The organism is Thalassospira sp. UBA4513, assembly GCF_002388495.1.
Lineage (GTDB): Bacteria > Pseudomonadota > Alphaproteobacteria > Rhodospirillales > Thalassospiraceae > Thalassospira > Thalassospira tepidiphila.
On the sequence record NZ_DGMR01000009.1, the window covers coordinates 1 to 23,735 of the forward strand.

The 23,735-nt window shown below is 53.7% G+C and carries 20 protein-coding genes; 15 read left to right on the plus strand and 5 right to left on the minus strand.

Annotated elements, in window-relative coordinates; translation table 11 throughout:
- Positions 1–269 precede the first annotated feature (269 nt).
- The 4 genes from B2T33_RS03240 to B2T33_RS03255 all read left to right on the plus strand — a co-directional run bounded on the left by B2T33_RS03240 (position 270) and on the right by B2T33_RS03255 (position 2,884).
- Entirely contained in the window at positions 270–569 is a 300-nt protein-coding gene (locus B2T33_RS03240; protein ID WP_008891960.1) for a DUF2282 domain-containing protein, read from the plus strand.
- A 140-nt stretch (positions 570–709) separates the two neighbouring features.
- Positions 710–1,573: a DUF692 domain-containing protein gene (locus B2T33_RS03245; RefSeq protein ID WP_286791144.1), complete on the plus strand. Its 864-nt coding sequence runs from the start codon at positions 710–712 to the stop codon at positions 1,571–1,573.
- Positions 1,570–2,364: a DNA-binding domain-containing protein gene (locus B2T33_RS03250; RefSeq protein WP_286791145.1), complete on the plus strand. Its 795-nt coding sequence runs from the start codon at positions 1,570–1,572 to the stop codon at positions 2,362–2,364. The genes B2T33_RS03245 and B2T33_RS03250 overlap by 4 nt, the downstream gene beginning before the upstream one ends.
- Positions 2,351–2,884 (plus strand): DoxX family protein, encoded by a 534-nt coding sequence (locus B2T33_RS03255; RefSeq protein WP_197147298.1) that lies wholly within the window; start codon positions 2,351–2,353, stop codon positions 2,882–2,884. The genes B2T33_RS03250 and B2T33_RS03255 overlap by 14 nt, the downstream gene beginning before the upstream one ends.
- Before the next feature lie 6 nt (positions 2,885–2,890).
- On the opposite strand, the gene B2T33_RS03260 is transcribed toward B2T33_RS03255, so the two are convergent.
- Positions 2,891–3,532 (minus strand): LysE family translocator, encoded by a 642-nt coding sequence (locus B2T33_RS03260; RefSeq protein ID WP_286791146.1) that lies wholly within the window; start codon positions 3,530–3,532, stop codon positions 2,891–2,893.
- Between the two features lie 79 nt (positions 3,533–3,611).
- Here B2T33_RS03260 and B2T33_RS03265 point away from each other — a divergent pair, with 79 nt between their 5' ends.
- Positions 3,612–4,559, plus strand: a complete 948-nt coding sequence (locus B2T33_RS03265) for an AraC family transcriptional regulator (protein WP_286791147.1) — start codon at positions 3,612–3,614, stop codon at positions 4,557–4,559.
- A 16-nt stretch (positions 4,560–4,575) separates the two neighbouring features.
- On the opposite strand, the gene B2T33_RS03270 is transcribed toward B2T33_RS03265, so the two are convergent.
- Positions 4,576–5,301: a GntR family transcriptional regulator gene (locus B2T33_RS03270; protein WP_008891954.1), complete on the minus strand. Its 726-nt coding sequence runs from the start codon at positions 5,299–5,301 to the stop codon at positions 4,576–4,578.
- Between the two features lie 333 nt (positions 5,302–5,634).
- On the opposite strand from B2T33_RS03270, the gene B2T33_RS03275 reads away from it, so the two are divergent.
- The 4 genes from B2T33_RS03275 (at position 5,635) to B2T33_RS03290 (ending at position 10,384) form a co-directional block, all read left to right on the plus strand.
- A complete protein-coding gene (locus tag B2T33_RS03275) occupies positions 5,635–6,753 on the plus strand; it encodes a TRAP transporter substrate-binding protein (protein ID WP_008891953.1) in 1,119 nt (372 codons plus the stop codon).
- Position 6,754: 1 nt separating this feature from the next.
- Positions 6,755–7,327: a TRAP transporter small permease subunit gene (locus tag B2T33_RS03280; RefSeq protein WP_286791148.1), complete on the plus strand. Its 573-nt coding sequence runs from the start codon at positions 6,755–6,757 to the stop codon at positions 7,325–7,327.
- A gap of 6 nt (positions 7,328–7,333) precedes the next feature.
- Positions 7,334–8,659, plus strand: a complete 1,326-nt coding sequence (locus tag B2T33_RS03285; RefSeq protein WP_286791149.1) for a TRAP transporter large permease — start codon at positions 7,334–7,336, stop codon at positions 8,657–8,659.
- Between the two features lie 135 nt (positions 8,660–8,794).
- Positions 8,795–10,384 carry a gamma-glutamyltransferase family protein gene (locus tag B2T33_RS03290; RefSeq protein ID WP_286791150.1) on the plus strand — a complete coding sequence of 530 codons (1,590 nt, stop codon included), beginning with the start codon at positions 8,795–8,797 and terminating at the stop codon, positions 10,382–10,384.
- A 38-nt stretch (positions 10,385–10,422) separates the two neighbouring features.
- On the opposite strand, the gene B2T33_RS03295 is transcribed toward B2T33_RS03290, so the two are convergent.
- On the minus strand, positions 10,423–11,472 hold the full coding sequence (locus B2T33_RS03295) for an aldose epimerase family protein (RefSeq protein ID WP_414716632.1): 1,050 nt from the start codon (positions 11,470–11,472) through the stop codon (positions 10,423–10,425).
- 162 nt (positions 11,473–11,634) lie between these two features.
- Here B2T33_RS03295 and B2T33_RS03300 point away from each other — a divergent pair, with 162 nt between their 5' ends.
- The 4 genes from B2T33_RS03300 to yjfF all read left to right on the plus strand — a co-directional run bounded on the left by B2T33_RS03300 (position 11,635) and on the right by yjfF (position 16,252).
- Positions 11,635–12,585, plus strand: coding sequence for an ABC transporter substrate-binding protein (locus B2T33_RS03300; RefSeq protein ID WP_286791151.1), 951 nt, complete (start codon positions 11,635–11,637; stop codon positions 12,583–12,585).
- Positions 12,586–12,730: 145 nt separating this feature from the next.
- A complete protein-coding gene (locus tag B2T33_RS03305) occupies positions 12,731–14,227 on the plus strand; it encodes a sugar ABC transporter ATP-binding protein (protein WP_120225879.1) in 1,497 nt (498 codons plus the stop codon).
- A gap of 41 nt (positions 14,228–14,268) precedes the next feature.
- A complete protein-coding gene (locus tag B2T33_RS03310; protein ID WP_167351244.1) occupies positions 14,269–15,285 on the plus strand; it encodes an ABC transporter permease in 1,017 nt (338 codons plus the stop codon).
- On the plus strand, positions 15,275–16,252 hold the full coding sequence (gene yjfF, locus B2T33_RS03315) for a galactofuranose ABC transporter, permease protein YjfF (RefSeq protein ID WP_215907636.1): 978 nt from the start codon (positions 15,275–15,277) through the stop codon (positions 16,250–16,252). The genes B2T33_RS03310 and yjfF overlap by 11 nt, the downstream gene beginning before the upstream one ends.
- Positions 16,253–16,530: 278 nt before the next feature.
- Here the strand turns inward: yjfF and B2T33_RS03320 are convergent, their stop codons facing one another.
- The gene (locus B2T33_RS03320) at positions 16,531–17,280 is read right to left on the minus strand and encodes a FadR/GntR family transcriptional regulator (protein ID WP_120225880.1); all 750 of its coding nucleotides are present in this window, start codon (positions 17,278–17,280) and stop codon (positions 16,531–16,533) included.
- 534 nt (positions 17,281–17,814) lie between these two features.
- Here B2T33_RS03320 and B2T33_RS03325 point away from each other — a divergent pair.
- Both B2T33_RS03325 and araD1 read left to right on the plus strand, forming a co-directional pair.
- Positions 17,815–18,588, plus strand: coding sequence for an SDR family NAD(P)-dependent oxidoreductase (locus B2T33_RS03325; protein ID WP_008891943.1), 774 nt, complete (start codon positions 17,815–17,817; stop codon positions 18,586–18,588).
- 75 nt (positions 18,589–18,663) lie between these two features.
- The gene (gene araD1 / locus B2T33_RS03330) at positions 18,664–19,653 is read left to right on the plus strand and encodes an AraD1 family protein (RefSeq protein WP_286791152.1); all 990 of its coding nucleotides are present in this window, start codon (positions 18,664–18,666) and stop codon (positions 19,651–19,653) included.
- 105 nt (positions 19,654–19,758) lie between these two features.
- On the opposite strand, the gene B2T33_RS03335 is transcribed toward araD1, so the two are convergent.
- Entirely contained in the window at positions 19,759–23,532 is a 3,774-nt protein-coding gene (locus B2T33_RS03335; RefSeq protein ID WP_064782536.1) for an SIR2 family protein, read from the minus strand.
- Between the last annotated feature and the right edge of the window lie 203 nt (positions 23,533–23,735).

Genomic DNA, 23,735 nt, shown 5'->3' on the forward strand with positions numbered 1-23,735 from the left:
CGCCGGGCCTTCCAAATACAGCATTCATATTCCCTATAAACACACGACTTTGAAAACCCTCGACCTTAACCGGTCGGGGGTTTTGTCGTTTCAGTCTTTCAGAATTTGGTGTGCTGCCACCTCACAGCGCTGTGAGGATATGTGTGGAATGTCTCACGCCTCTTTGACTTGGCGTGTGCGAATGGTGCAGTGACGAATTTGCCCATCGCCCTTACGGTTAAATCATCACCTGGACTTGAGTGTCCGCATTTAACCGAAGGGAAACGACGATGAAAAAAGCAATGGTTCTGGGTGCAGCATTGAGTGCTGCTGTTTCAATGGCTGCGATCAACCAGGCTGCAGCCGATGGCGCTAAGGAAAAATGTTTTGGCGTGTCGCTGGCGGGGCAAAATGACTGTGCTGCCGGTCCGGGCACGACCTGTGCCGGTACCTCGACGGTCGATTATCAGGGCAATGCCTGGAAACTGGTTCCGGCCGGTACCTGTGAAGATATGAGCTTCACCACCGCGGATGGCCGCGAAGTCATGGGCAGCCTGGAAGCGCTGGATCGCGATATCCCGCAGGGCTAAGTCCTGCAATCCCCCAAGCCCGACCCTAAGCCTAATCGCGTCCCAACGGACGGTCAGCACAGATCTGCATATGTCTCCCCCTGTCCCGATGTGCTGGCCGTCCACCCGCGTAAACGGCGAAAAGATAAGGTTGCCCCGATATGACATCGCTGACACAGCTTCCTGACCGTGCAGGTGTTGGCTTCAAGGCCGAGCACGCCCAGGACATTTTCGACAAAGCCCCATCTGTGGGCTGGTTTGAAATCCATCCGGAAAACTACATGGTTGCCGGTGGCCCGCGACTTGCCATGCTGGAAGAGCTGTCTGCGCGCTATCCGGTCTCGATGCATGGGGTCGGATTGTCGCTTGGCGGCGGGGAGCCGTTGAACAACAACCATCTGGCAGACCTTAAACGTCTGGTCGACCGGTTCAATCCCGCCATGGTGTCGGAACATATCGCATGGTCCGCCCATGAAGGGCTTTATATGGCTGATCTGCTGCCGACCCCGATGACGAAAACGTCGTTGGCTCAATTGGTGGATGCCATCAATAGTGTGCAGGACTTTATTGGTCGACGGATCCTGATCGAAAATCCGACGTCCTATGTGCCTTTGCCGCAAAACTCGATCCCCGAATTGGAATTCATCACCGAAGCCGCCGCACGCAGTGGCTGTGGGCTGCTGATTGATGTAAACAACGTTTACATATCGGCCCATAATCTGGGCTTTGATGCCAATGCGTTTATTGATGCGGTGCCCTGTGACCTGGTCGGTGAAATTCATCTGGCCGGGCATGAGGAAGACGCCAACCCCGACGACAATGTTTTGATCGATACCCATTCCCGGCCGGTGGCCGATCCGGTTTGGGATCTGTTTGACCGTCTGATCGCCCGGATCGGGCGCAAGCCGACCCTGATTGAATGGGATAATGATCTCCCAAGCTGGGATGTGCTGGCGCGTGAAGCAGCCCTTGCTGACCGTCATCTTGAATATGCCGTGGACGCGCAGTTTGAGGCCGCGTCATGACGGAGCTTAAGGCATTTTATGACGGCTTTAGCGATGCCTTGATGGCCCGGGAACCCGATGCAGTGCCAAGCAGTGTCGCGGACGGTTATGCGCACCGTTTCGCGATTTACCGCAACAATGTCCATCGCGGCCTGTATGACGCGTTGGGGGCTGCTTACCCGACCGTGCGCAAACTGGTCGGGGATGTTTTTTTTGATCAATTGGCACAGGGGTTCGTTCAATCCGAAACCACACGTGCCGGATCGCTTGCCCTTTATGGGGCTGGCTTTGCTGACTTTCTGGCGAACCACCCGGTACGTGATCGTTTGCCGTACCTGTCTGATATCGCAAGGCTTGAACGTGCCCGGCTTGAGGTCAGCACATCCGAAGACGCCAAACCGCTCCTGGCCGAAGAGCTCGGCGGGCTTGAAGATCAGCTGGAGGCCATGACACTGCGCGCACACCCGGCCTGTCAGATCGTGGCGTCGAAGTATCCGGTCTTTGCCATCTGGAATGCGCAAAACCCGGTGAATGGCAACGAGGTCGGCAAAACCAGCATCGTGCAACGCGCTGAAACCGTTCTGGTCACACGTCCTTATATGCAGGTTGAAATGCGCGTGATTACCCATGGGCAGGCGGCGTTTCTTGCGGCGCTAACGCGCGATGGTTTGAGCCTTGGCGAAGCCTGTGCCCACGCCCTTGAGGCCGATGCGAATTTTGATGTGATGGCGAGCTTTGCCGCGTTTTTAACAATCGGGGCATTTGATGCCCGCGTTAATATCCCGAGAGGAAACGGGCATGATGATGCATAATGTAATCGGCGGTTACGCCCGTCTTGAGACGAAAATGGATGCCCTTGGCCGGCGCGATGTTATTGGCATTGCCAGCCGGGGGCTTTTTGTTCTTTTGCTGCTGCCTTATTACATCAACAGCGCGATGACCAAGATTGATGGCTTTGGCCTCAGTGCGGGCGCATTCGCGCAGATCCTGCCGCCAATTGCCGAGCAGTATCTTTACGATACCTCTGCCATTCCGTTCTTCCCGTGGTACCTGATTGTCTGGGCCGGCACCCTTGGCGAGTTTGTTTTGCCGATCCTGATTGTTGCCGGCCTGTTCACCCGCCTTGCAGCCCTTGGCATGATTGGCTTCGTTGTGGTTCAGACGGTGGTGGATGTTGTGTTTCACGGTGCCGCACTGGGCGGGCTTGCCAATGGATTGCCGACCGAGCTGATTGATCACCGCCTGCTTTGGATTTCGCTTCTGGTAGCACTGGTCTTTGCCGGTGGTGGCAAGCTGTCGGTGGATCGGTTCCTGTCGCACCGACGCGCCTGATGGGTGTTAGATCGGTAGCAACATTGGCGCCATTGATGCGACCAAAAGCACGGCCATGATGATGTTAAAGATGCGGGTTCGGTTGCCCTGACCAATAAAGGATCGCATGGCCGCGCCAAACAGCGCCCAGCTTGAAATGGATGGGATGTTGATCAATGCGAAGACGGCGATCATTACCAAAAGCCCCTTTATGCCTGCTGACGGCACGGTGTAGGTGACTGTTGCGATCAGGGCGACAGTCCAGGCCTTCGGGTTCAGAAGTTGCAACATTGCGGCCTGAACAAATCCGATGGGCTGTGCTGTCGCCTGTTCTTTGGTTTCAAGCGATCTGATCTGCGATATCTTGTAGGCAAGCCAGAGAACATAGCCAAAGCAGATAACACGCAGGACATCCTGTGCCATTGGAAAACGTTCCAAAATCTCGCCCAATCCCAGGCCCACCACAAACACCATCGACAGAAAGCCACTGCTGATGCCAAGGATCAGCGGGATGGTGCGGGCAATGCCAAAATTGGCGCCCGAGGCAAGCAGCAGGAAATTGCCCGGACCGGGCGAAACGGACATGACAAAGGCAAAGCCGATCAGGGCTGTCAGGTTTTCAGGGCTCATGATTTGATCATCCATCTGGGTATGTGGTCTGGTGATCATTGATCATTTCCGGGGACGCGTCTTTGCGATAAGCTGCCAATAAATTATCAGATCGTTCCAAATCGCGATGATGGATAAAATGCAGCAAGATGTGCTTAGTGACGTTTGCGCCGGATTACGGTTGCGCAGTGATCTGTATTTCACGGCGGAGCTTGCCGGGGATTTCAGTGTGCATATCCCGGCGGATGGCGCGCGCATCCGGTTTCATCTGGTTTTGGCAGGCGGGTGCAAGCTTTTGCTGTCTGAAAATGCACCACCAATTGATCTTTGCGCAGGTGATCTGGTTCTGGTGCCAAATGGGCGTGGGCACATTCTGTGTGATGCGCCGCGAACAAAGGCGGTTGCGTTGTCTGATGCGATGGCGGTCGGGTTTGACCCGGTTGTCGGGGTCTTGCGCAATCAGCTTGAAGGCGCGGGGGATGTGAGGCTGTTATGCGGGTTTTGCGCCTTTGATGACGATGAGCGTCATCCGGGTTTTGGCCTGATTGAGGATCATGTGATCCTGCGCGCAGAGGACCCGACAACAGAGGCGCAATCCTCAATCGTTGCGATGATCGAGACCCTTGCGCAAGAAATACAGCCCGGTTGGCGCAGTGCCTTGGCGCGCCTGATGGAGGTCCTTGTGATTGCGCTTATGGCAGCGCAATTAAAACGCGCCAATCTGCCGCAAGGTTTCCTTGCCGGATTGGCGGATAAAAAAATCGCACGCGCACTTTCAGCCATGCATGCCCAGCCGGAACGTGACTGGACCGCGGAGCTTTTGGCCAAACAGGCCGGGATGTCGCGGACGCGTTTTGTTGTGCGGTTTGGTGCGTGTGTCGGGATTGCACCAATGCAATATCTGCAAAATTGGCGGATGCGCCGGGCCAAGGCGCTTTTGCGCGATACCAACTTGTCGATGGATGAGGTTGCCTTGCGCTGCGGCTATCAATCGATGCCGGCATTTTCGCGGCGGTTTAAGGCGCAATATGGTGAAGGGCCGGGGGCGTTCCGGCGGGGATTGTGGCAGCCGGTTGCGGGGCAATAGGCCCTGTTTCGAAGGCCTATTTTGCCGCAAACCGGTCGTTCTGGGCGCTCGCATCGCGCAGGCTTGCGAGGTATTCCTGGCTGATCTCGTGGACCGCCATGATATGCCCGTAAAGCAAATCTTCGGCCGCCTTGACGTCGCCCCGCAGGATGGCATCGACAATGCCCTGATGCTCTTCGTGTGAGGATGCAAGGCGCGACAGGCTTTGGAACTGCACGCGGCGGAACGGGGCGACGCGCCGACGCACCGAAAGCGTAACATCGACTAGCACATCATTATGCGTGCCACGATACAGCGTATTGTGGAACGACCGGTTCAACGTTTCGTAACCGTCGCTATCACCCAGGCGCACTGTTTCGGCCAATTCATGGTGCAGGCGTTCAAGATTGTGGCGCTCACCACTTGTCATGCGCTTGGCCGCAAGCCGCCCGCAGGTGCCTTCCAGTTCGGCCATGCTTTCAAACATCGCCGTCAGCCGTTCCGGGGTGGCCAGCGAGACATAAACGCCGCGATTGGGAATCTTTTCGGCAAGTTCGGTTGCAGTCAGAAGCTGCAAGGCCTCGCGCACCGGCGTGCGTGAAACGCCAAACCTCTTGGCCAAAAGCGGTTCTTCCAACCGCTGCCCGGGGGGGAGCTTTCCTTTGACGATGTCATCTTCCAGCGCCTGACAAAGCTGTTGGGCGATGCCGACCTGCTCGGTCTGTTCGGACGGGGTGCTGAGCGCTTGGCGAAGCTCGATCATCTGAAGTCGATACCCTTCTTGCGAGGTTTGGTTGGGCTCTTATTGATCAAATGTATACACCAATTTTCAAGGCAAGGCCAAGTTTCTCAAGGGTTGTAAAATCCGCACATTTTTTCGCGCCAGTTCCTGCATATTTATTGTGCAGTAAAAATGTGCATTGCAATATTTTGACTATTTAATTGGCATTTCGAACATCAAAGAATAAGAGGAATTTTATTAAGTCATTGAAAAATATGCAATGGCATGTGTGTTGCAAGATGTATACACAGTGCGGAATGCATTCCGTTGAGATCACGTTTCAGAGAAATAGCTATCTCTATCAGGGAGACATCAATGACAAACATTAAACGGCGCGATTTTCTGACCAAATCGGCAATCGGTGCGGCAGCAACCGGTGCAGGCGTTATCGCCGCACCAAGCATCGTTCGTGCGCAGGAAACCTTTAACTGGAAAATGACCAATGCCTATGGTCCGGGTTCACCCTTTTATGTGACCGGTCCGGGCAGCCCGGAAGATTTCTGCAAGCGCGTGACGGAAATGTCGAATGGTCGTCTGAACATTCAGCATTTCGCCGCTGGCGAACTGATCCCGGCGCTTGAAGGTTTTGACGCGGTTCAGGCCGGTACGGTCGAAATGAATGCGGCCAATGCCTATTTCTGGGCGGGTAAAATCTTTGCCGCCCAGTATTTCACGACCGTGCCATTTGGCCTGAACTTCCAGGGTGTGAATGCCTGGCTGTATCATGGTGGCGGGCTTGAGCTTTGGCATGAAGTTTATCAGCCATATGGTCTGGTGGCCTTCCCGATGGGCAATACCGGCGTTCAGATGACCGGCTGGTTCCGCGAGCCGATTGAAAGCCTCGATGATTTCAACGGTCTTAAAATGCGCATCCCGGGTCTTGCCGGGAAGGTCTATCAGCAGATCGGCGTTGAAGTGAAACTGCTTCCGGGTGGGGAAATCTTCCCGGCACTGGAACGTGGCGTGATTGATGCGGCCGAGTTCGTTGGCCCGTATCAGGACCGTCGTCTGGGCCTGCAGAAAGCCGCCAAATACTACTACACCACCGGCTGGCATGAGCCGTCCAACGTCACCGAACTTCTGATCAATCAGAAAGCCTGGGAAAGCCTTCCGGCTGATCTGCAGGCGATCGTCAAGAACGCCGCACAGGCGTGTAACCTTGATAGCCATTCCTGGTGTGAAGCCAACAACGCAGCCGCCCTGCGTGATCTGGTCGAGAACTTTGGCGTTACCGCGCAAACCCTGCCCGATGATGTTGTGACCAAGCTTAAGGACATCACTAAGGATACCCTTGAAGCCGAAGCAGCCAAAGACCCGATCACCAAAAAGGTCCATGACAGCTTCATGGCGTTCCGCGACACGCACCGTGAATGGGCCGCGATCAGTGAAAAGCCCTATCACGGGATCATTTCATCCAAAGGCGGGATGAGCTGATATGAAGTCGACCCGTACTGAGCCGTTACCGGACCGTGTCCTTGGTCTGGTTGTCGATATTGCCGGATGGGGCGCTGCGATCAGCAGTCTTGCCCTTGTTCTGGTGGTCGGTGGCAATGTGTTGCTGCGCTATCTGTTTAATTCCGGAAGTGTGGCGATGCAGGAACTTGAATGGCATCTGGTGTCGCCAATTGCCCTGATGGGGATGGCCTATGGCATGCGCCATGGCGGCCATGTGCGGGTCGATTTCCTTTACGAACGTCTGGGCCCGCGGGCCCAGGCGATCATCGACCTTTTCTCGGCCGTTTTGATGGCGGTGCTGGGTGCTGCGCTGATCAGGTTTTCGATCCCCTATGTCGAGCAATCCATCATGATGGGCGAAGGCTCCCCCGATCCGGGTGGCCTGCCATATCGCTTCTTGCTCAAGGCCTTTATTCCGATCGGGTTTGGTCTTTTGCTGCTTCAGGCGATTGCCCAGGGCCTTATGAATTATCGTCAAATCGTTGCGGGTAATCGCAGCAATCCTGCCTTTGATGCACCTGATGCGGTCACGCAAACCGGTGCAGGAGACTAATCAGACATGACCGGAAATGAATGGCTGGCCATCGGTATGGTCGGGGGCTTCTTTGGCTTCCTCGTGCTTGGTGTGCCAGTGGCGATCTCGCTTGCGATTTCGGGATTTGCCTTTGGGATTATGGGGTTTGGCACCGGTTTGTTTAACCTGTTGCCGGCACGCGTTTACGGGGTTGTGACCAACTATACGCTGCTTGCCTTGCCGCTTTTCATCTTCATGGGGGTGATGCTTGAAAAATCCAAGCTGGCGGAAGAACTGATTGATGTGATCGGTCACGCCATGGGGCGGCTCAAGGGCGGCATGGGATTGGCCATCGTCATCGTTGGCGTTTTGATGGGCGCGTCTTCGGGGGTTGTCGGCGCGACCGTGGTGACGGTTGGTCTTTTATCCCTACAGCCCCTGATCAATCGTGGCTATGACAAGGGAGTTGCGAGCGGCGTAATTTGCGCATCGGGCACCCTTGGGCAGATCATCCCGCCCAGTCTGGTTCTGATCCTGCTGGCTGATATTCTGGGTGAATCTGTTGGTACACTGTTTGCCGCCGCCATGGTGCCGGGCTTGATCCTGGCCGGGATGCTTGGCCTTTATCTTGTGCTTCTGGGGATTTTCAAACCCGACATGGTACCCGCCATCCCCAAGGCTGAACGCGACGCCATGAGCACGCAGCAATTGCTGATCAAGATTGCCAAGGTGGTCGTGCCGCCATTGGCACTGGTCTTTGCCGTGCTGGGTTCCATCGTTGGCGGGATTGCCGCCCCGACCGAGGCGGCATCGATGGGCGCACTTGGTGCGTTGTTGCTCGCCCTGTTTTCCGGGCGTCTGAATTTTGGTGTGATGCGCGATGTCTTGCATGACACGCTGATCACCAGTGCGATGGTGTTCTTCATTCTGATCTGTGCGCAACCCTTTGGTCTGGCCTTCCGTGGCTTGGGCGGCGAGGGGCTTGTTCATGCGATGTTTGAATGGGTGCCGGGTGGCGACATGGGCAACCTTCTGTTCATGATGGCCTTGATCTTTGTGCTTGGCTTCTTCCTTGAATGGATCGAGATTTCCTATATCGCGCTTCCGATGTTCTTGCCGGTGTTCCTCAATAGCGGGATCGACATGGCATGGCTTGCCATCCTGGTGGCGATGAACCTTCAGACCAGCTTCCTGACGCCGCCGTTTGGCTGGGCGTTGTTCTTCCTTAAGGGGGTGGCGCCGCCATCTGTTTCCACGGTCGATATCTATCGCGGGGTGATACCGTTTATCGGTATTCAGGCACTTGCCCTGATCCTTCTGTTTATCTTCCCGGAATTGACAAGCTGGTTGCCAAATCTGATCGGCTGGTAGGCCGGTTTGGAAAACAGGTATTCTACAATGTGAAAAGGCGCTGAACGGAAACGCAAAACAGCGCTATGAACAAACCGGGCATGTCGCAGATGACGCGGCATGCCCGCAAGCATAAGGCAGGGAGATCAACTGATCATGTTACGTTCAAGAACCGCACTCGGTGGCATGGTCACCGCACCCCATCATCTGGCGTCTGAGGCCGGACGTGACATTCTGCGCGAAGGCGGAAATGCGGTCGAGGCGATGATTGCCGCCGCTGCGACCATTGCGGTTGTCTATCCGCATATGAACGCGATTGGGGGTGACGGTTTCTGGCTGATTGCCGAACCCGGCAAGGACCCGGTTGCCATCCGGGCATGTGGCGGGGCCGCAGGCCTTGCAACGCCAGACTTTTACCGCGAACAGGGCAAGGCCGCGATCCCGGCCCGTGGTCCGCTTGCGGCCCTGACAGTTGCTGGTGCGATTGGCGGATGGATCAAGGCAGCCGAGGTCGCGGCATCAATCGGCGGCAAAATCCCGCACAGTCGCCTGATGCGTGATGCGGTCCATCATGGCAAAACCGGGGTGCCGGTTACCAAATCACAGGTTGCCCTGACCACGACCAAAATGGCGGAACTTCAAGACTCACCGGGCTATGTTGATACCTACGCCGCCAACGGTATTCCGGCGATTGGCGATGTGCTGAAACAGCCAGCCCTTGCCGCAACGCTAGAGCAGCTTGGTCAGGTGGGTTTCGATGATTTTTATCGCGGCGATATCGCGCGAACCAATGCGCGCGGGCTTGAGGCGCTCGGAAGCCCGCTTCGCCTGACCGATTTTGAAGCCTATCACGCCAAAATCATGACGCCGCTTTCGGTCAAACTTTCAACCGGGACCGTTTTCAATATGGTCCCGCCGACCCAGGGTGTGGCATCGCTGATGATCCTTGGCCTGTTTGATCGCTTGGGATTGTCCGGCGCGACACTGGACGGGTTTGACCATGTCCATGGATTGATTGAGGCGACCAAACGTGCCTTCCTGAAACGTGACGCCCATGTCGGGGACCCGGACCGCATGAGCATCGATCCGATGTCGCTGCTATCTGATGGAATGCTCGATCATGAGGCGGCCAAAATCGACATGAAAACAGCACTTCCTTGGCCGCATGTCGCCAAGCCGGGCGATACCATCTGGATGGGGGCGGTTGACGCCAACGGTGTTGCCGTCAGCTATATCCAAAGCATATTCTGGGAATTCGGATCGGGCGTTGTGGTGTCCGAAACCGGCGTTCTGTGGCAAAACCGCGGGGCGAGCTTCACGCTCCATGATGGCCCCAATCAGCTGGGACCGGGCCGCCTGCCATTCCATACGCTCAACCCGGCCTTGGCAAAGCTTGATGACGGATCGCTACTGACCTATGGCACCATGGGCGGCGAGGGACAGCCACAAACCCAATCGGCGGTCTTTACCCGCAACGTGATGTATGGGCAGGACCTGCAGGAAGCGGTCAGCGCGCCGCGCTGGTTGCTGGGCAAAACATGGGGCGAAGACACGACAACCCTTAAACTCGAAAACCGCTTTGACCCGGCCTTGATCGAACAACTGAAAACGGCCGGTCATACGGTCGAAGTCGTCGGGCCCTATGAAGATATGATGGGCCATGCGGGTGGCTTTCGATTAAAGCCCAATGGCGTGATGGAAGGGGCCACCGATCCGCGTGCGGATGGTTCTGTTGCAGCACTTTAGGCCAAATCAAAGCCCCGCAAATGCGGGGCTTTGTTGTTTTAGGAAAACTCCCACTCAATCACGTGCCGATACGTCTCGCCGGGTTTGAGCCACGGGCTTGGGAAGTCCGGGTTGTTGGGGCTGTTGGGGTAGGTTTGCGGTTCAAGGGCGATGCCGCCTAATGTGTGAAGCGGCACGCCGTTTTCGGTTTTCATTGCATCATTGAAATGCTGTGCGAGGTAAAATTGCAAACCGGCCTCGGTCGAAAACAGTTTGATCGACCGTTTGCTGTTGGGATCGGACAGGGTGGCGATGTGGCGTAACTCGCCGCGGGGGCCGGTCAGGCAGAAATTGTGATCAAAGCCTTGGGACGCGTGCGGCAGCATATCGGAAATCCGCGCCGCGCTTCGGAAGTCATAACCGGTCCCCATAACGTCGCGGATTTCGCCCGTCGGGATCAGTTTGTCATCAACCGGAAGCCATTGATTGGCGTTGATTTGCAAGACGTGATCGCCGGCCGTTTTATCAAACGTGCCCGACAGGTTCCAATAGGCGTGACTGGTCATGTTGACCGGGCAGGGTTGATCGCAGGTCGCGGTGATTTCAAGACGCAGGCGGTTATCGGCAACCAGTGAATAGATCGCAGATGCGCTCAAATTGCCCGGATATCCCTGGTCGCCATCGGGCGAGGTCAGTTTAAACGTAACGCTACGTTCTGTTTGATCGGAAATGGTCCAGAGCCGCCTGTCAAAACCATCCGGTCCGCCGTGCAGGTGATGTTCGCCTTCATTGGCGGCAAGCTGAACAATATCCCCGTTTTCATCCCGGTAGCGCGACTTTTCGATGCGGTTGGCATAACGCCCGCACACCGCCCCGATATAGCTATCCTGATCAAGATAGGCGGCATCATCAATCAGGTTAACCGCGATATTGGTTTCGTGTCCGTCCTTCGGATCACGCAAATATACCCCGCAAAGGCGCGCGCCAAGCGCAGAAACCAATACGCGAATCTGAGAGCTCTCTAATGCAGCGCGGGGGGCGTTTTCGCCCTTTTGAAGTGTGTTGGTGTGGGGTTTTGCCATGTCTGGTATCGCGATGGTTTGTGACATTCGATTCTTGCCAAGATATTGATTTTTATTGGTTTAGCCAAGTTTTAATGTCGCTTGGCGCGATCACTCTAAAGGATGATGCACTATATGGTTGAGGGCTTAGAAATCATATTGTAATACTATATGGCTTTTAAGCAATAAGCCACTCTTAGGGAGGAAATCGTGGTAAGTTTTAAGAAGATGGCAGTTTCTACTGCCGCAATGGGTGTTGCACTTGGTCTGTCGTTTGCTGCGCACGCAGAAATGATGATCGGTTTCTCGCAGATCGGTTCGGAAAGTGGCTGGCGTACGTCTGAAACGGCGTCGATCAAGGCCGAAGCCGAACGTCGTGGAATTGATCTGAAATTCTCCGATGCACAGCAGAAACAGGAAAACCAGATCAAGGCAGTCCGTTCTTTCATCGCGCAGGGCGTGGATGGCATTCTTCTGGCTCCGGTCGTTGAAACCGGCTGGGATCAGGTTCTGAAAGAAGCAAAAGACGCCGGCATTCCGGTTGTCCTCGTTGACCGTGGTGTTGATGCAAGTGAAGACCTGTATCTGACCAAAGTGGCGTCGGACTTCGTGGTCGAAGGTGCACTGGCCGCTGCATGGCTGGCTGCTGAAACCAATGGCGTTTGCGACGTTGTCGAACTGCAGGGAACTGTTGGTTCGTCTGCCGCCAACGACCGTAAGGAAGGTTTTGAGTCGGTTGTTTCCAACTTCCCGGCCATCAACATCATCCGTTCGCAGTCCGGTGACTTCACCCGTTCCGGCGGCAAGGAAGTCATGGAAAGCTTCCTGAAGGCTGAAAACGGTGGTGCCAACATCTGTGCGGTTTATGCCCACAATGATGACATGGCACTGGGTGCCGTTCAGGCCATCAAGGAAGCCGGTCTGAACCCGGGTGAAGATATGCTGATCGTATCCATCGATGCGGTGCCAGATATCTTCAAGGCGATGGCCGAGGGTGACACCAATGCCACCATCGAACTGAACCCGCATCTGGGTGGCCCGTCCTTTGACGCGATCAAGGCGGCAAAGGCTGGTGAAGAAGTTCCGAAATGGATCAAGGCAAATGGCCCGCTCTATCTGCCAGATACCGCTGCGGAAGAATACAAAATGCGTAGCAAATAACCTCTGACGTCCCCCATGGGTTCTGCCCATGGGGACAAGAGGCACGCTTCTCATTGCATCGGACGTGCTCCGGCGATTGCCGGGGTGCGTCCGGCTGTATCCGCAGCAAAAGACTTCAAAGACAGACTAGGGAGAGGGGCAGGATATGTCAGACACAGTGCTTTCAGTGCGCGGTGCGGGGAAGTTCTTTCCCGGCGTCAAGGCGCTGGAGGATGTGGATTTTGACCTTGAACGCGGCGAAATTCACGCCCTTCTGGGCGAAAACGGGGCCGGTAAATCGACCCTGATCAAAGTGATTACCGGGGTGCATCCGCGCGATGCCGGTACGGTGTCACTCGAAGGACAGGAAATCCATCCGCAGCATCCCGGCGATGCGCAGGAACTCGGCATTTCCACGGTTTATCAGGAAGTCAACTTGGTGCCGACGCTGTCGGTCGCCGAAAACCTGATGTTGGAACGCCAGACCCGTAAATTCGGGTTGATTTCATGGAAAAAGACCGAGGCCGATGCCAAGACCGCCCTTGAGATTTTGGGGCTTGATATTGATGTCAATCGGCCGCTGGGCTCCTATTCGGTGGCGATCCAGCAACTGGTGGCAATTGCGCGCGCCGTCGCCCTTGATGCCAAGGTTCTTATTCTTGACGAACCGACCGCGTCACTTGACGGCGAAGAAATCAAAACATTGTTCCGGATCATGGGCGAGCTGCGCGACAAGGGGTTGGGGATTGTTTTTGTCACCCACTTCCTTGATCAGGTTTACGCGGTAACCGATCGTATCACGGTGCTGCGCAATGGCCGCCTGGTGGGTACGTTTGTCACCAAGGAACTGGCGCAGATTGATCTGATCAATCACATGCTGGGACGTGAATTGGCCGAAGTCAGCGCGCATCGCCATCAGGACGAAGGCAGCTATGATGGGCCGGCGCGCCAGATCCAGATCAAGAATTTGGGCAAAAAGCGTGTGCTTGAACCGGTTTCGCTTGATCTGAAAGCGGGCGAGATCGTTGGTCTGGCCGGTCTTTTGGGATCGGGCCGTACAGAGCTTGCCGAGCTGGTGTTTGGCACGCAAAAAGCCGATAGCGGTCTTGTGTTTCTGGATGGGGAGCCGGTTATGCTGCGTTCCCCGCGCCATGCGATCCGGGCCGGTTTCGGGCTGTGCCCCGAGGACCGCAAACAGGACGGCATTGTTGCCGAACTGAGTGTGCGTGAAAACATCGTGCTTGCCCTTCAGGGGCGGCGTGGTTGGCTGCGCCCGATCCCGCGCGCCGAACAACAGAAATTTGCCGATGACATGATCAAGGCACTGGGCATTGCCACCCCCGACAGTGAAAAGCCCGTCGGGCAACTGAGCGGTGGCAATCAGCAAAAAGTCATTCTGGCGCGCTGGCTGGTGTCCAAGCCGATCCTGTTGATCCTTGATGAACCGACACGCGGGATTGATGTTGGCGCACATGCCGACATCATCAAACTGATCAAGGAGCTCTGTGACGAGGGGCTGGCATTGCTGGTCGCGTCATCCGAGCTTGAAGAAATCGTCGCCTTTGCCGACCGCGTGGCTGTAATGCGTGATCGCGAAAAGGTTTCTGAACTGGTGGGTGCGGACATCACCCAGAACAGCATCATCGAGGCGATTGCACGATGACCAGTTTAAAAGACAAAAAGAAAATACGGGAAAGCAGCACCATGTCTGCATCTTCTTTGTTAAGTCGACCCTGGTTTGGTCCGGTCGCAGCACTGATCCTGATCGTGCTGGGGATCGGGATCATTTCACCGGATTTCTTCAATATCCGCATTGTTGACGGCCATCTGTACGGATCGCTGGTCGATGTTGTCCATCGCGGGGCCTCGACCGCCCTTGTTGCGGTGGGGATGGCGATTGTGATTGGCACGCGCGGCATTGATCTTTCGGTGGGCTCGATCATTGCCATTTCGGGGGCGGTGATGGCGGTTCTGATCCGCGATACCGATCTGCATCCGGCGGTGATTATCCTGGCCGCTCTTGGTGCCGGGATTTTGTGCGGTTTGTGGAACGGCATTCTTGTTGCGTTCCTTGATATTCAGCCCATCATTGCCACCCTGATCCTGATGGTGGCCGGCCGCGGCATTGCCCAGATGATCACCGGTGGGCAGATCGTGACCTTCCATGGCGAATTTTTCGAGGCGATCGGCAGCGGTTATTTGCTGGGTATTCCGTGGCGGGTGATTATTGCGGCTGCCGTGATTGCCGCGATCTATTTCATCATGCGCAAGACCGCCTTGGGTCTGTTTGTTGAATCGGTTGGTGGCAATGCGCGCGCCAGCCGGGTCGCGGGCATCGATGCACGCGGTATCAAGCTGATGGCCTACGCCGCATCGGGTCTGTGTTCGGCCTTTGCCGGGATCATCATTGCCGCGGACATCCGTGGGGCGGACGCCAACAATGCCGGTCTGTGGCTTGAACTCGATGCCATTCTGGCGGTTGTCATTGGTGGTGCGTCGCTGATGGGCGGTCGGTTCTTTATTGCCATGACCGTGATTGGCGTTCTGATCATTCAGGCGTTGACCACCGGCATCTTGTTGTCGGGTCTTCCGTCGCAATACACCCTGATCGTCAAGGCCGCAGTGGTGATGGTTGTTCTGCTGGTGCAGGCGCCCAAATCCCGCGAACTTGTGGGGCAGGCGATGGAACGCATGAAGCGGGGGAAATCCGATGAAAATTAATGAACGGTTTTATCCGATCCTTGCCACGCTTGCGGTTCTCGTACTGCTGTATGGCTACGGGATTGTTGAACACCGCGCCTTTTCCGATACCTATGTTCTGGGCGCGCTTCTGACCGACAATGCCTTTTTGATCATTACTGCCGTTGGCATGACCTTTGTCATTCTGTCTGGCGGGATTGATCTTTCGGTGGGGTCAATGATTGCCTTTATCGGGGTGCTGATGGCCGAACTTGTGACCGGCTTTGGGATGCATCCGGTGACGGCGGCCGTGATTGCGATGATTGTCGGCTCGGCATTCGGGGCGTTTATGGGTGTGATTATCGCCAAGTTCGATATTCAGCCCTTTATCATCACGCTTGCCGGGATGTTTTTCCTGCGCGGCATGTGCTTCCTGATCAATCTGGATTCCGTTCCGATTGATCATCCGTTTGTCTCGGCCTTTAGCGGGTTTAAAATCCAGCTGCCCGGTCGTGGCTGGTTGACAGCATCGGCCCTTCTGATGTTGGCGACCGTCATTGGCGGGGTGGTGATTGCCCATTTCACCCGGTTCGGACGCAATGTCTATGCGATTGGCGGGGATCGTCACTCGGCAGAATTGCTGGGTGTTCCGGTCCATAGCACCATCATCCGGGTTTACACCCTGTCGGGCTTTTTCAGCGCGCTTTCGGGTGTGGTATTTGCCTTCTATACGGCGTCGGCCTATCCGCTGGCCGCCGTGGGCGTGGAGCTTGATGCGATTGCCGCCGTGGTGATTGGTGGAACGCTTTTGACCGGTGGGATGGGCTTTGTGCTCGGCACGTTCTTTGGCGGGATCATCATGGGGGTTATCCAGACCCTGATCGCCTTTGACGGGTCGCTGAACAGCTGGTGGACCAAGATTATGATTGGCGCGCTTTTGTTTGGCTTTATCGTCCTGCAACGCCTGATCACGCGTTCCTTCTCGGGCATGCGGGCCGGGGCGACATAAGGCGTCCGGCGATCAAAATACCTTCCTTCAAAACGCCCTGTTTGAATAAGCAGGGCGTTTTTTCTGTTCCCTTACATGGGTCGTTTTGATCGTGCAATCAGGCACCGGCGCGGGGGCAAAACTTTTGACAAAAAAATTGGTCAATCAGACGCATTATTCATTTTTGGTGAATAATGCGTGGTGTCGGCGCCAAACGCGCTACCCGGCGTTTTGGGGGTAAATTCAAATAGTATGAGGAATGGGGCGGTGATCGTTTTGATCCGCCCCATCGGCATCGATTACAGGCCGATCTGATCCCAGTCATGTTCGACCGACATGCCGAGTTCCTTGCGCAATTCGCGCATGGTCCGGCGCAGCAGGCCGTGCATTTTGCTGCGCGCCTCTTCGGGGTCGCGCTGGCTGATGGCGGCATAGACCGCGTGATGATCGGGCAGCGACTTGACATGCGCCTTGGGTCCGCCCGATGACAGGCGGAAAGAACCGATCAGGGCGGTTTCGATCAACATGCCGAACGATTTCATGAAATCGTTGCCCGACGCATCCAGAATACCCTGATGGAACACAAGATCGGTAATATAGACCGCCTCGGTACCGGGTTCGGCCTTTTCCATTTCGAAATAGGCGGTTTCAAGATGCTTGATCTGTTCCGGCGTAGCGCGGACGGCGGCCATGGCGGCCGTGTTGGGCTCGATGATCAGGCGGGTTTCAAGCAGGCTATAGAGAAATGCCGGGTCCGGATCCGGGAAATGCCAGGACAGGACATCAGGATCAAGCAGGTTCCAGCTTGAACGCGGCTTGACCCGGGTGCCGGTTTTCGGGCGGCTTTCAATCAGCCCCTTGGCCGAAAGGATTTTGATGGCTTCACGAAGGGCCGTACGCGAAACATCAAGGGATTCACTTAAGGCCGCCTCTGTCGGCAGGACATCGCCAGGCGCAAGCTTGCCCGAAACAATGCGTGCGCCAAGATCGTGGGCAACAATGCTGTGCAGACTGCGTTTGGCGTAAGTTCTCGACATGGTAGACGACATATATTCCCTCCGGCGTGGCCCTGATTGAAAAGCAAATAGGCAAAAGGCCCGCTTTGTCATTATTCATATAATATGAATTAATTTTCAGGGCAACTTATCTGGTGCCGTCAACGCCTTGTGCTGCATAGCATATAATTATTTCAGGGGTGCGTCACGATGGCTGTTACGTATTTGCTTATGTCATGAACTTATAAACAAGCTTTCAGATAATGAAAGAAAAGACTGCATGGTTTGACGCTTGACAGGCCCGGATATCCTGATCATTAATGTTATTGTATGAAGAATAAAAAACAAGATTATCAGGAGGAAGCATCACGCAGCCGCGCACGGGAACGTGCCCGGACCATTCGTCTGGTCTGAAGGGGGCTTGTCGGCGTAGCATGATGTTGGCGTCAGGAAATTTTCTCCTGTTGCGCCGCACATAGCTTGATGGATGCACTTTCTGTCAATTTTGGCCTAGAATCGTGTTTGGCGTCAGGGGAATCCGACGTCTGACATCTGAAAACAAAACGCACGACGGGAGATGAAACGATCATGTCTGATCGCATGCCGACACACTACACAAGCCTGGAAGACAAATCAGTATTCATCACCGGTGGGGCATCGGGTATTGGCGAGGCGATTGTGACCGCCTTTGTCGAACAGGGGGCAAAAGTCGCCTTTGTCGACATCATGGAAGATGCCGGTAACGCCCTTGTCGAAAAGCTTTCGAAAGATGCACGCAATAAGCCTGTCTTTATCAAATGCGATCTGACCGATATCGCTGCCTTGCAGGCAGCCGTTGCCAAGGCGGCCGAGATCAATGGCCCGATCACCGGGTTGATGAACAATGCAGCCAACGATACCCGCCACAAATGGCAGGACGTCACCCCGGAATATTGGGATGAGCGTCAGGCAATCAATATTCGCCCGTCCTTCTTTGCCATTCAGGCAGTCGCGCCGATGATGCAAAAGGCCGGCGGCGGTGCGATCATCAATTTCGGGTCGGTCAGCTGGATGATGGGGCAGGGCGGTATGCCCGGCTACACGACGGCAAAGGCCGCAACCCATGGTCTGACGCGCGGTATGGCGCGCGATCTTGGCAAGGATCACATCCGCGTCAATACGCTTGTGCCCGGTTGGGTCATGACCCAGCGCCAGCTTGACCTGTGGGTCGATGAAGCCGCCGAACGCGAAATCGATGAGCGCCAGTGCCTGAAAAACAAGGTGATGCCCGATGACATTGCCCGTATGGCGCTTTTCCTGATTTCGGACGAGGCCCGCATGGTCACCGCGCAGAACTTTATCGTTGATGGCGGCTGGGTCTAAGGCCCGCGTCACGCACCCCGTATTCCGACATCGCCATATTCCGACATATATCCAAGACCGTTCAGGACAGAATTCATGAGACTGGTTCAATTCAAGGACACCGCCGGCGCGCAACATGTGGCCGTGGTCGAAGACCAAAATACCCTGATCCCGCTTAAGGGCGTATCCACCACCCGTGAACTTGCGACCATCGCCCTTGCCAAGGGCATGACGATGATCGAAAAGGCAAAAATTCGTATGGGCGACACCACTGTCGACTATAACGAAGTTGCCCGTGATGGCCGCCTTTTGCCGCCGATCACCCATGTTGATCCGGCGCATTTCCTGGTGACCGGCACGGGCCTGACCCATCTTGGGTCGGCATCGGCACGTGCGAACATGCACAAGGCCGATAACAAGGACGCCAACGAAACTGATTCCATGAAGATGTTCCGCATGGGGGTTGAGGGCGGCAAGCCCAAGGCTGGCGAACATGGTGTGCAGCCGGAATGGTTCTATAAGGGCGATGGTTCCATCGTTGCCAATCCGGGGGCAGATATCCCAAGCCCGTCCTTCGCCCTTGATGGCAGTGAAGAACCGGAAATTGCCGCGGTCTATGTCATTGATCATGATGGCACCCCGGTGCGCATCGGCTTTGCCATCGGCAACGAGTTTTCCGACCATGTGATGGAACGTCAGAACTACCTGTATCTGGCGCATTCAAAGCTGCGCCATTGTGCAATGGGTCCTGAATTGCTGCTGGGCGATCTGCCAAGCCATGTCGAGGGCACCTCGCGCCTCTATCGTGACGGCAAGGTGATTTGGGAAAAGCAGTTCGTCAGTGGCGAAGACAATATGTCGCATTCCATCGCCAACCTTGAATACCACCATTTCAAGTATGACCTGTTCCGCCGTCCGGGCGATGTGCATGCGCATTTCTTCGGGACCGCGACGCTCAGCTTTGCCGATGGTGTCACCACCCAGGACGGGGATGAGTTCGAAATTGAATCGCCGCTATTTGGCCGTCCGATCCGCAACCGCCTGATGGTTCAGGCAGAGCGCCCGGTGACCGTCAAGGCGATCTGATGTCTTTCTGAGACTCCCAAGGGCCAAAAACCCTGTCTACCTCCAAACGACACGACTTGCCCCGGTGCTTAAATGTGCCGGGGTTTTCTTTTGGGGGAGTAATCATCACCTTACCGGACAAATTTCATCAAGCCGCTTCCAAGTTGGATCTACCCTTAAATCAGCCGATGCCTGAGCGATCTCGTCTAAGGCTTTGCGAAGATTGTAAGGGGCTGTCGACATTGAGGGTGGATAAATTCGATCAAAAATGCGCAAGACCACTTCAGGCCATTGAGACGCGATAGAGGGAGTTTCAGAGATAATGCTGTGAGTGAACATATCTCCTCTCTCCGCTGGAACAAGAAAAGGTATGATTGTTTCAGCAATGTCTGGAAAGTGATTGCCAGACTGTGAGGTTAACATTAGCAACTGACTAGAAGTCTTTCGGGACTGATACTCTCGTTCCAAAGGCCAGTATCTCTTAAAGAATCTCTTTCCGAATGTTGTCCAGCAATCGTAATCCTCAACAATTCGCCCTAGCTGCCAAAGAGCATGTGCTCGAGACTCATCATCGAAAGACCTGATGGCCGTTCGGACCTCGTAATCTTGAAGGTATTTTTTCCTACGTCCGTGAAAATAAGCATAAGCAACGACAATACATGCTAGTCCTCTTCTGAAATCGTCCTCATCTTCCCATTCTACTTGTGATCCAAGGACCTTTATCATTTCTGATTTTATCGACCAGAATGCATCGCCAACAGGCAATTTGTTTTGGTTTACCAACCCTCGCCAAGCAGCCTCCGCGTTTTCATGCTCGACTGCAAATACTGGGACAAGGTGCTCCTTCGCCCAATCAGGGAACCAATAAAACAGATAATTATACCTAAGGGCGATCATGGTGGTGGCATTTGCCGATCCATCACCTATTGCGTTCAGACTAAGAACCAGTCGGTTAAGTATGGCCGTAAAATCATTGGTTGCGGGATTGAGCGACCAGCTTTCAATGGTTTGGAAAATTGCCTCCACCAGATGACCGATTGGTGAGTTTAAGGCGTGTGTTATGGTTTTACGGGAGGTTCGAACGACGCGTCCCGCACGTCTGGTTTCTCCGATAGCGCTTGTAGTTGCCTCTGGGCCATAGTTGTTCAATTGGAGGAATACGTGGTCCCAAATCTCCCAAAAGATTTTTTGTTCATTTTTCAGTGCCTTAGAGAGTTGCTTTTGGATCCAACTTGTTAAGGTATATCTGCATTCATAAACGATCTCTTCCGGCAGAATAGGTATCGCCTTTGCAACAAATTTTATGTCATCGGTTGATGCGGATTCAGGGAAATGGGAAAAGAGCTGCTGCCAGAAACGCGTCCTATGTTCGCCTTTTTCCAGTTCTGAAACTAGCTCCGTTGTTATCTTTATAGGATCTGCTTTAATTAACCCGATGAATGGTTTGTTCTCTTTTAAAAAAACGGAGTGGTCGCTTTCACGGCGCAAAATTTCCTCGAAAAGTTCAGTCCCTCCAAGTTTTTCCAAGCCGTGGGTTGAGGTGTCAGTTGAAACGAAGCCACCTTTAATTCTCCCGCTGGAAAACTCTTCTTCAAGATACTGATCTTTCCAATGTTCAGATGCTTTGATTTGATTCAGTCGGGTTTTTCCAAGGCTTGTTAGCCCTGTAGACGTTTCGTCGATTTTGGAGAAAATTCGTCCGAGCCAATATATCTTGCGCTCTTCGAATCTCTTTTGATCTTCCCACTCATCTTTGTCTGTAAATGCCCATATCCAGTTTTCAATTTTTAACCGATCTTTCTGAGAAAAACCTGAAAGGCGAATGTTTAGCATTTCCAGCAATTCTAGGATTGTGGAGCTGTCCCGAAATACTTCGTCTGACATGGTCCCAAGCTGTTGGGCGACCATAGATGCCGGGATGATGCTATCGAACCGCCAGGCAAAAAATTTTAATCTGTCAAAGACATTTGGGTCAGAATCCGGCCATGTATTTACGATTTTTGATAATTCTTGAGCATCAATATGCGCTAGCCTTTTAATTAGATCAGCTGCTAGCAAAATTAGCTTGCCGAAATTGTCGGTGTGTGAAGAAACGCTGTTTTTATTTGATGTAAGTGCTGGGAAATCAAAGTTATAGGAGCTGACTTCTGGGTACCCAACCATGTTTGAAAGGTCGATAGCCTTCTTCAAGGATTGCGTCAAAACCTCAAGGGTTGCTGAAATCCATGCTTCAGGAACTTCCAGTTCCATGTATGTCAAATGGGGAAAATGAACCTCGAACACAGGTATTATCGTTTCGATTTCCTCGAAACTGTTTATCGGAGTATCTGTATTTCGGTAGGTTTTAGCTAGCAATTCAGGCTGTGTTATTTCACTAAGTTGATCAATTATCGAACTGTTCCATCCTTTGGTGTCGATTTTTTGTTTGAGTTTAAACCACTCATAGTCGCAGTTATTCGACTGATTTTTATGAAAGTAAAAGAATAACGGCCAGAATTTCTCAAGCTTAGTGGGGGGATTATCCGACTCTTCAAAGCCTTTAGAGGCGATGCAATCCAGAATTATAGGATGAAGGGTTGTTTGTTTTAGTAACCACCAAATCGTTTCAGGCTGGTCGATAACTTTGGTTATCCAGTGGGACAGCGCAGTTATCCGGGAATTAACGCGCCAAAGTTCAGAATAGTTGAGATTAGACAAGCGTTCGGAAAGTTTTGACGTTTCGTGAGTTGGTAGGGTGCTCACATAGTCATCGCCGATAAGAAAGTTATTCTGATCGCTGCTACGCTCCAGTTCAGCTCGTGAGGGGTCGCGATCAGTGCCGTAGTCGTCAAGCAAGTCAATTGTGTCTTCAGTTTCGGGAACGTAGCTTTTGGGCTTAAAGAATCTTACGTTTCTGTCAAAAACACAAATCCATTCCGCATGTGGTAGTGGATTAAACGTAGCAAATTTTTCGGCACCTTTTTGATCTGAAATGAACGAAGCGACTTGTCCACGTTGGAATGGTAGCAAACTTCTCGGAGAACTCTGAGCTATGTTGTGAATATAGTTTTCCCAGTAGTCTGGTGTTGCAGCAAGCTTTGACCATTCTTCAATGGTTTTCCAAAGGTCGCTGTGATCAGGATAAGGGATCGCATTGACTCCCAGAGAGGACCACTTACGATTTACTTCACCTTCTGAGCCGCAGTCGAATGCGTATACATTTGTATGAGCGGCTCCCGTTTCAGCATTCAACCCTTCAAGCAGGTATCTAACCAGCGTGTCGTCGCCGGAATACCCAATGAGGACAATTGTCCGTGTTCGAAGGATATTTGATAGAAAGCGCGCCGCCCACCCATGTGACAAATAAGCCTTCCCGAAATCCTGCGAGCTAATAACGAGATTATATTTTGGGGGATTTTTAAGATTTGGTTTCTGCCAGCGGCCATGAAGATAAATAATGCCAGAAGCGTCTCTGTCCATTTGTAAGTCTGGCAGAAATGGTGCGGTATAATGCTTTAGGCCTTCTTGGGCGCGTTCAAATAATCGGTCAAAATTCGTTGTGACCACCAGCGGTTCACCCAGCGGTGTTTTCGATAGTTTTAGAAGATTGCGATGATTTTCTAATTTTGGGCTGCGAGGTACTTTTAGTGAGTTTAATATATGATAATCGACTTGATCGCTGGGATAGTGTTGCCGCAGCCAAGAAAACACTCTGTCGTACTCACCCCGTTCAATCATGTTCTTGACAATATCATGATCGGTTGCGTGGAGCTTCTGCGCCACGTTTTCAGTGAGGCATTTGAATCCGGGGAGTTCCGCCGGAACAGATATGCCTGCTCCGCAGAAAAAGATTACCTGTCCATTCCGTTGTGCAGAAATTAGTTCGTGCGGGATGTCCGGCCCGTTTTCAGTGAAGCGCATCAAATACCTCAAATAATTCAACCGGAGCCTGCGAGAATAGGCTTCGTTAATGGTGGTTCTTGAGCGATACGGTAAACTGAATAATTGCCAGTGGACAGGTCTTTAACGACTTAACCCTCAACACGCGATCAGTTGGTTGGCACGTGATCAGGCCGCCTTTTACGAGGGTGCGCCTTGAGAGATAGATCCCCACCTGCGTGGGA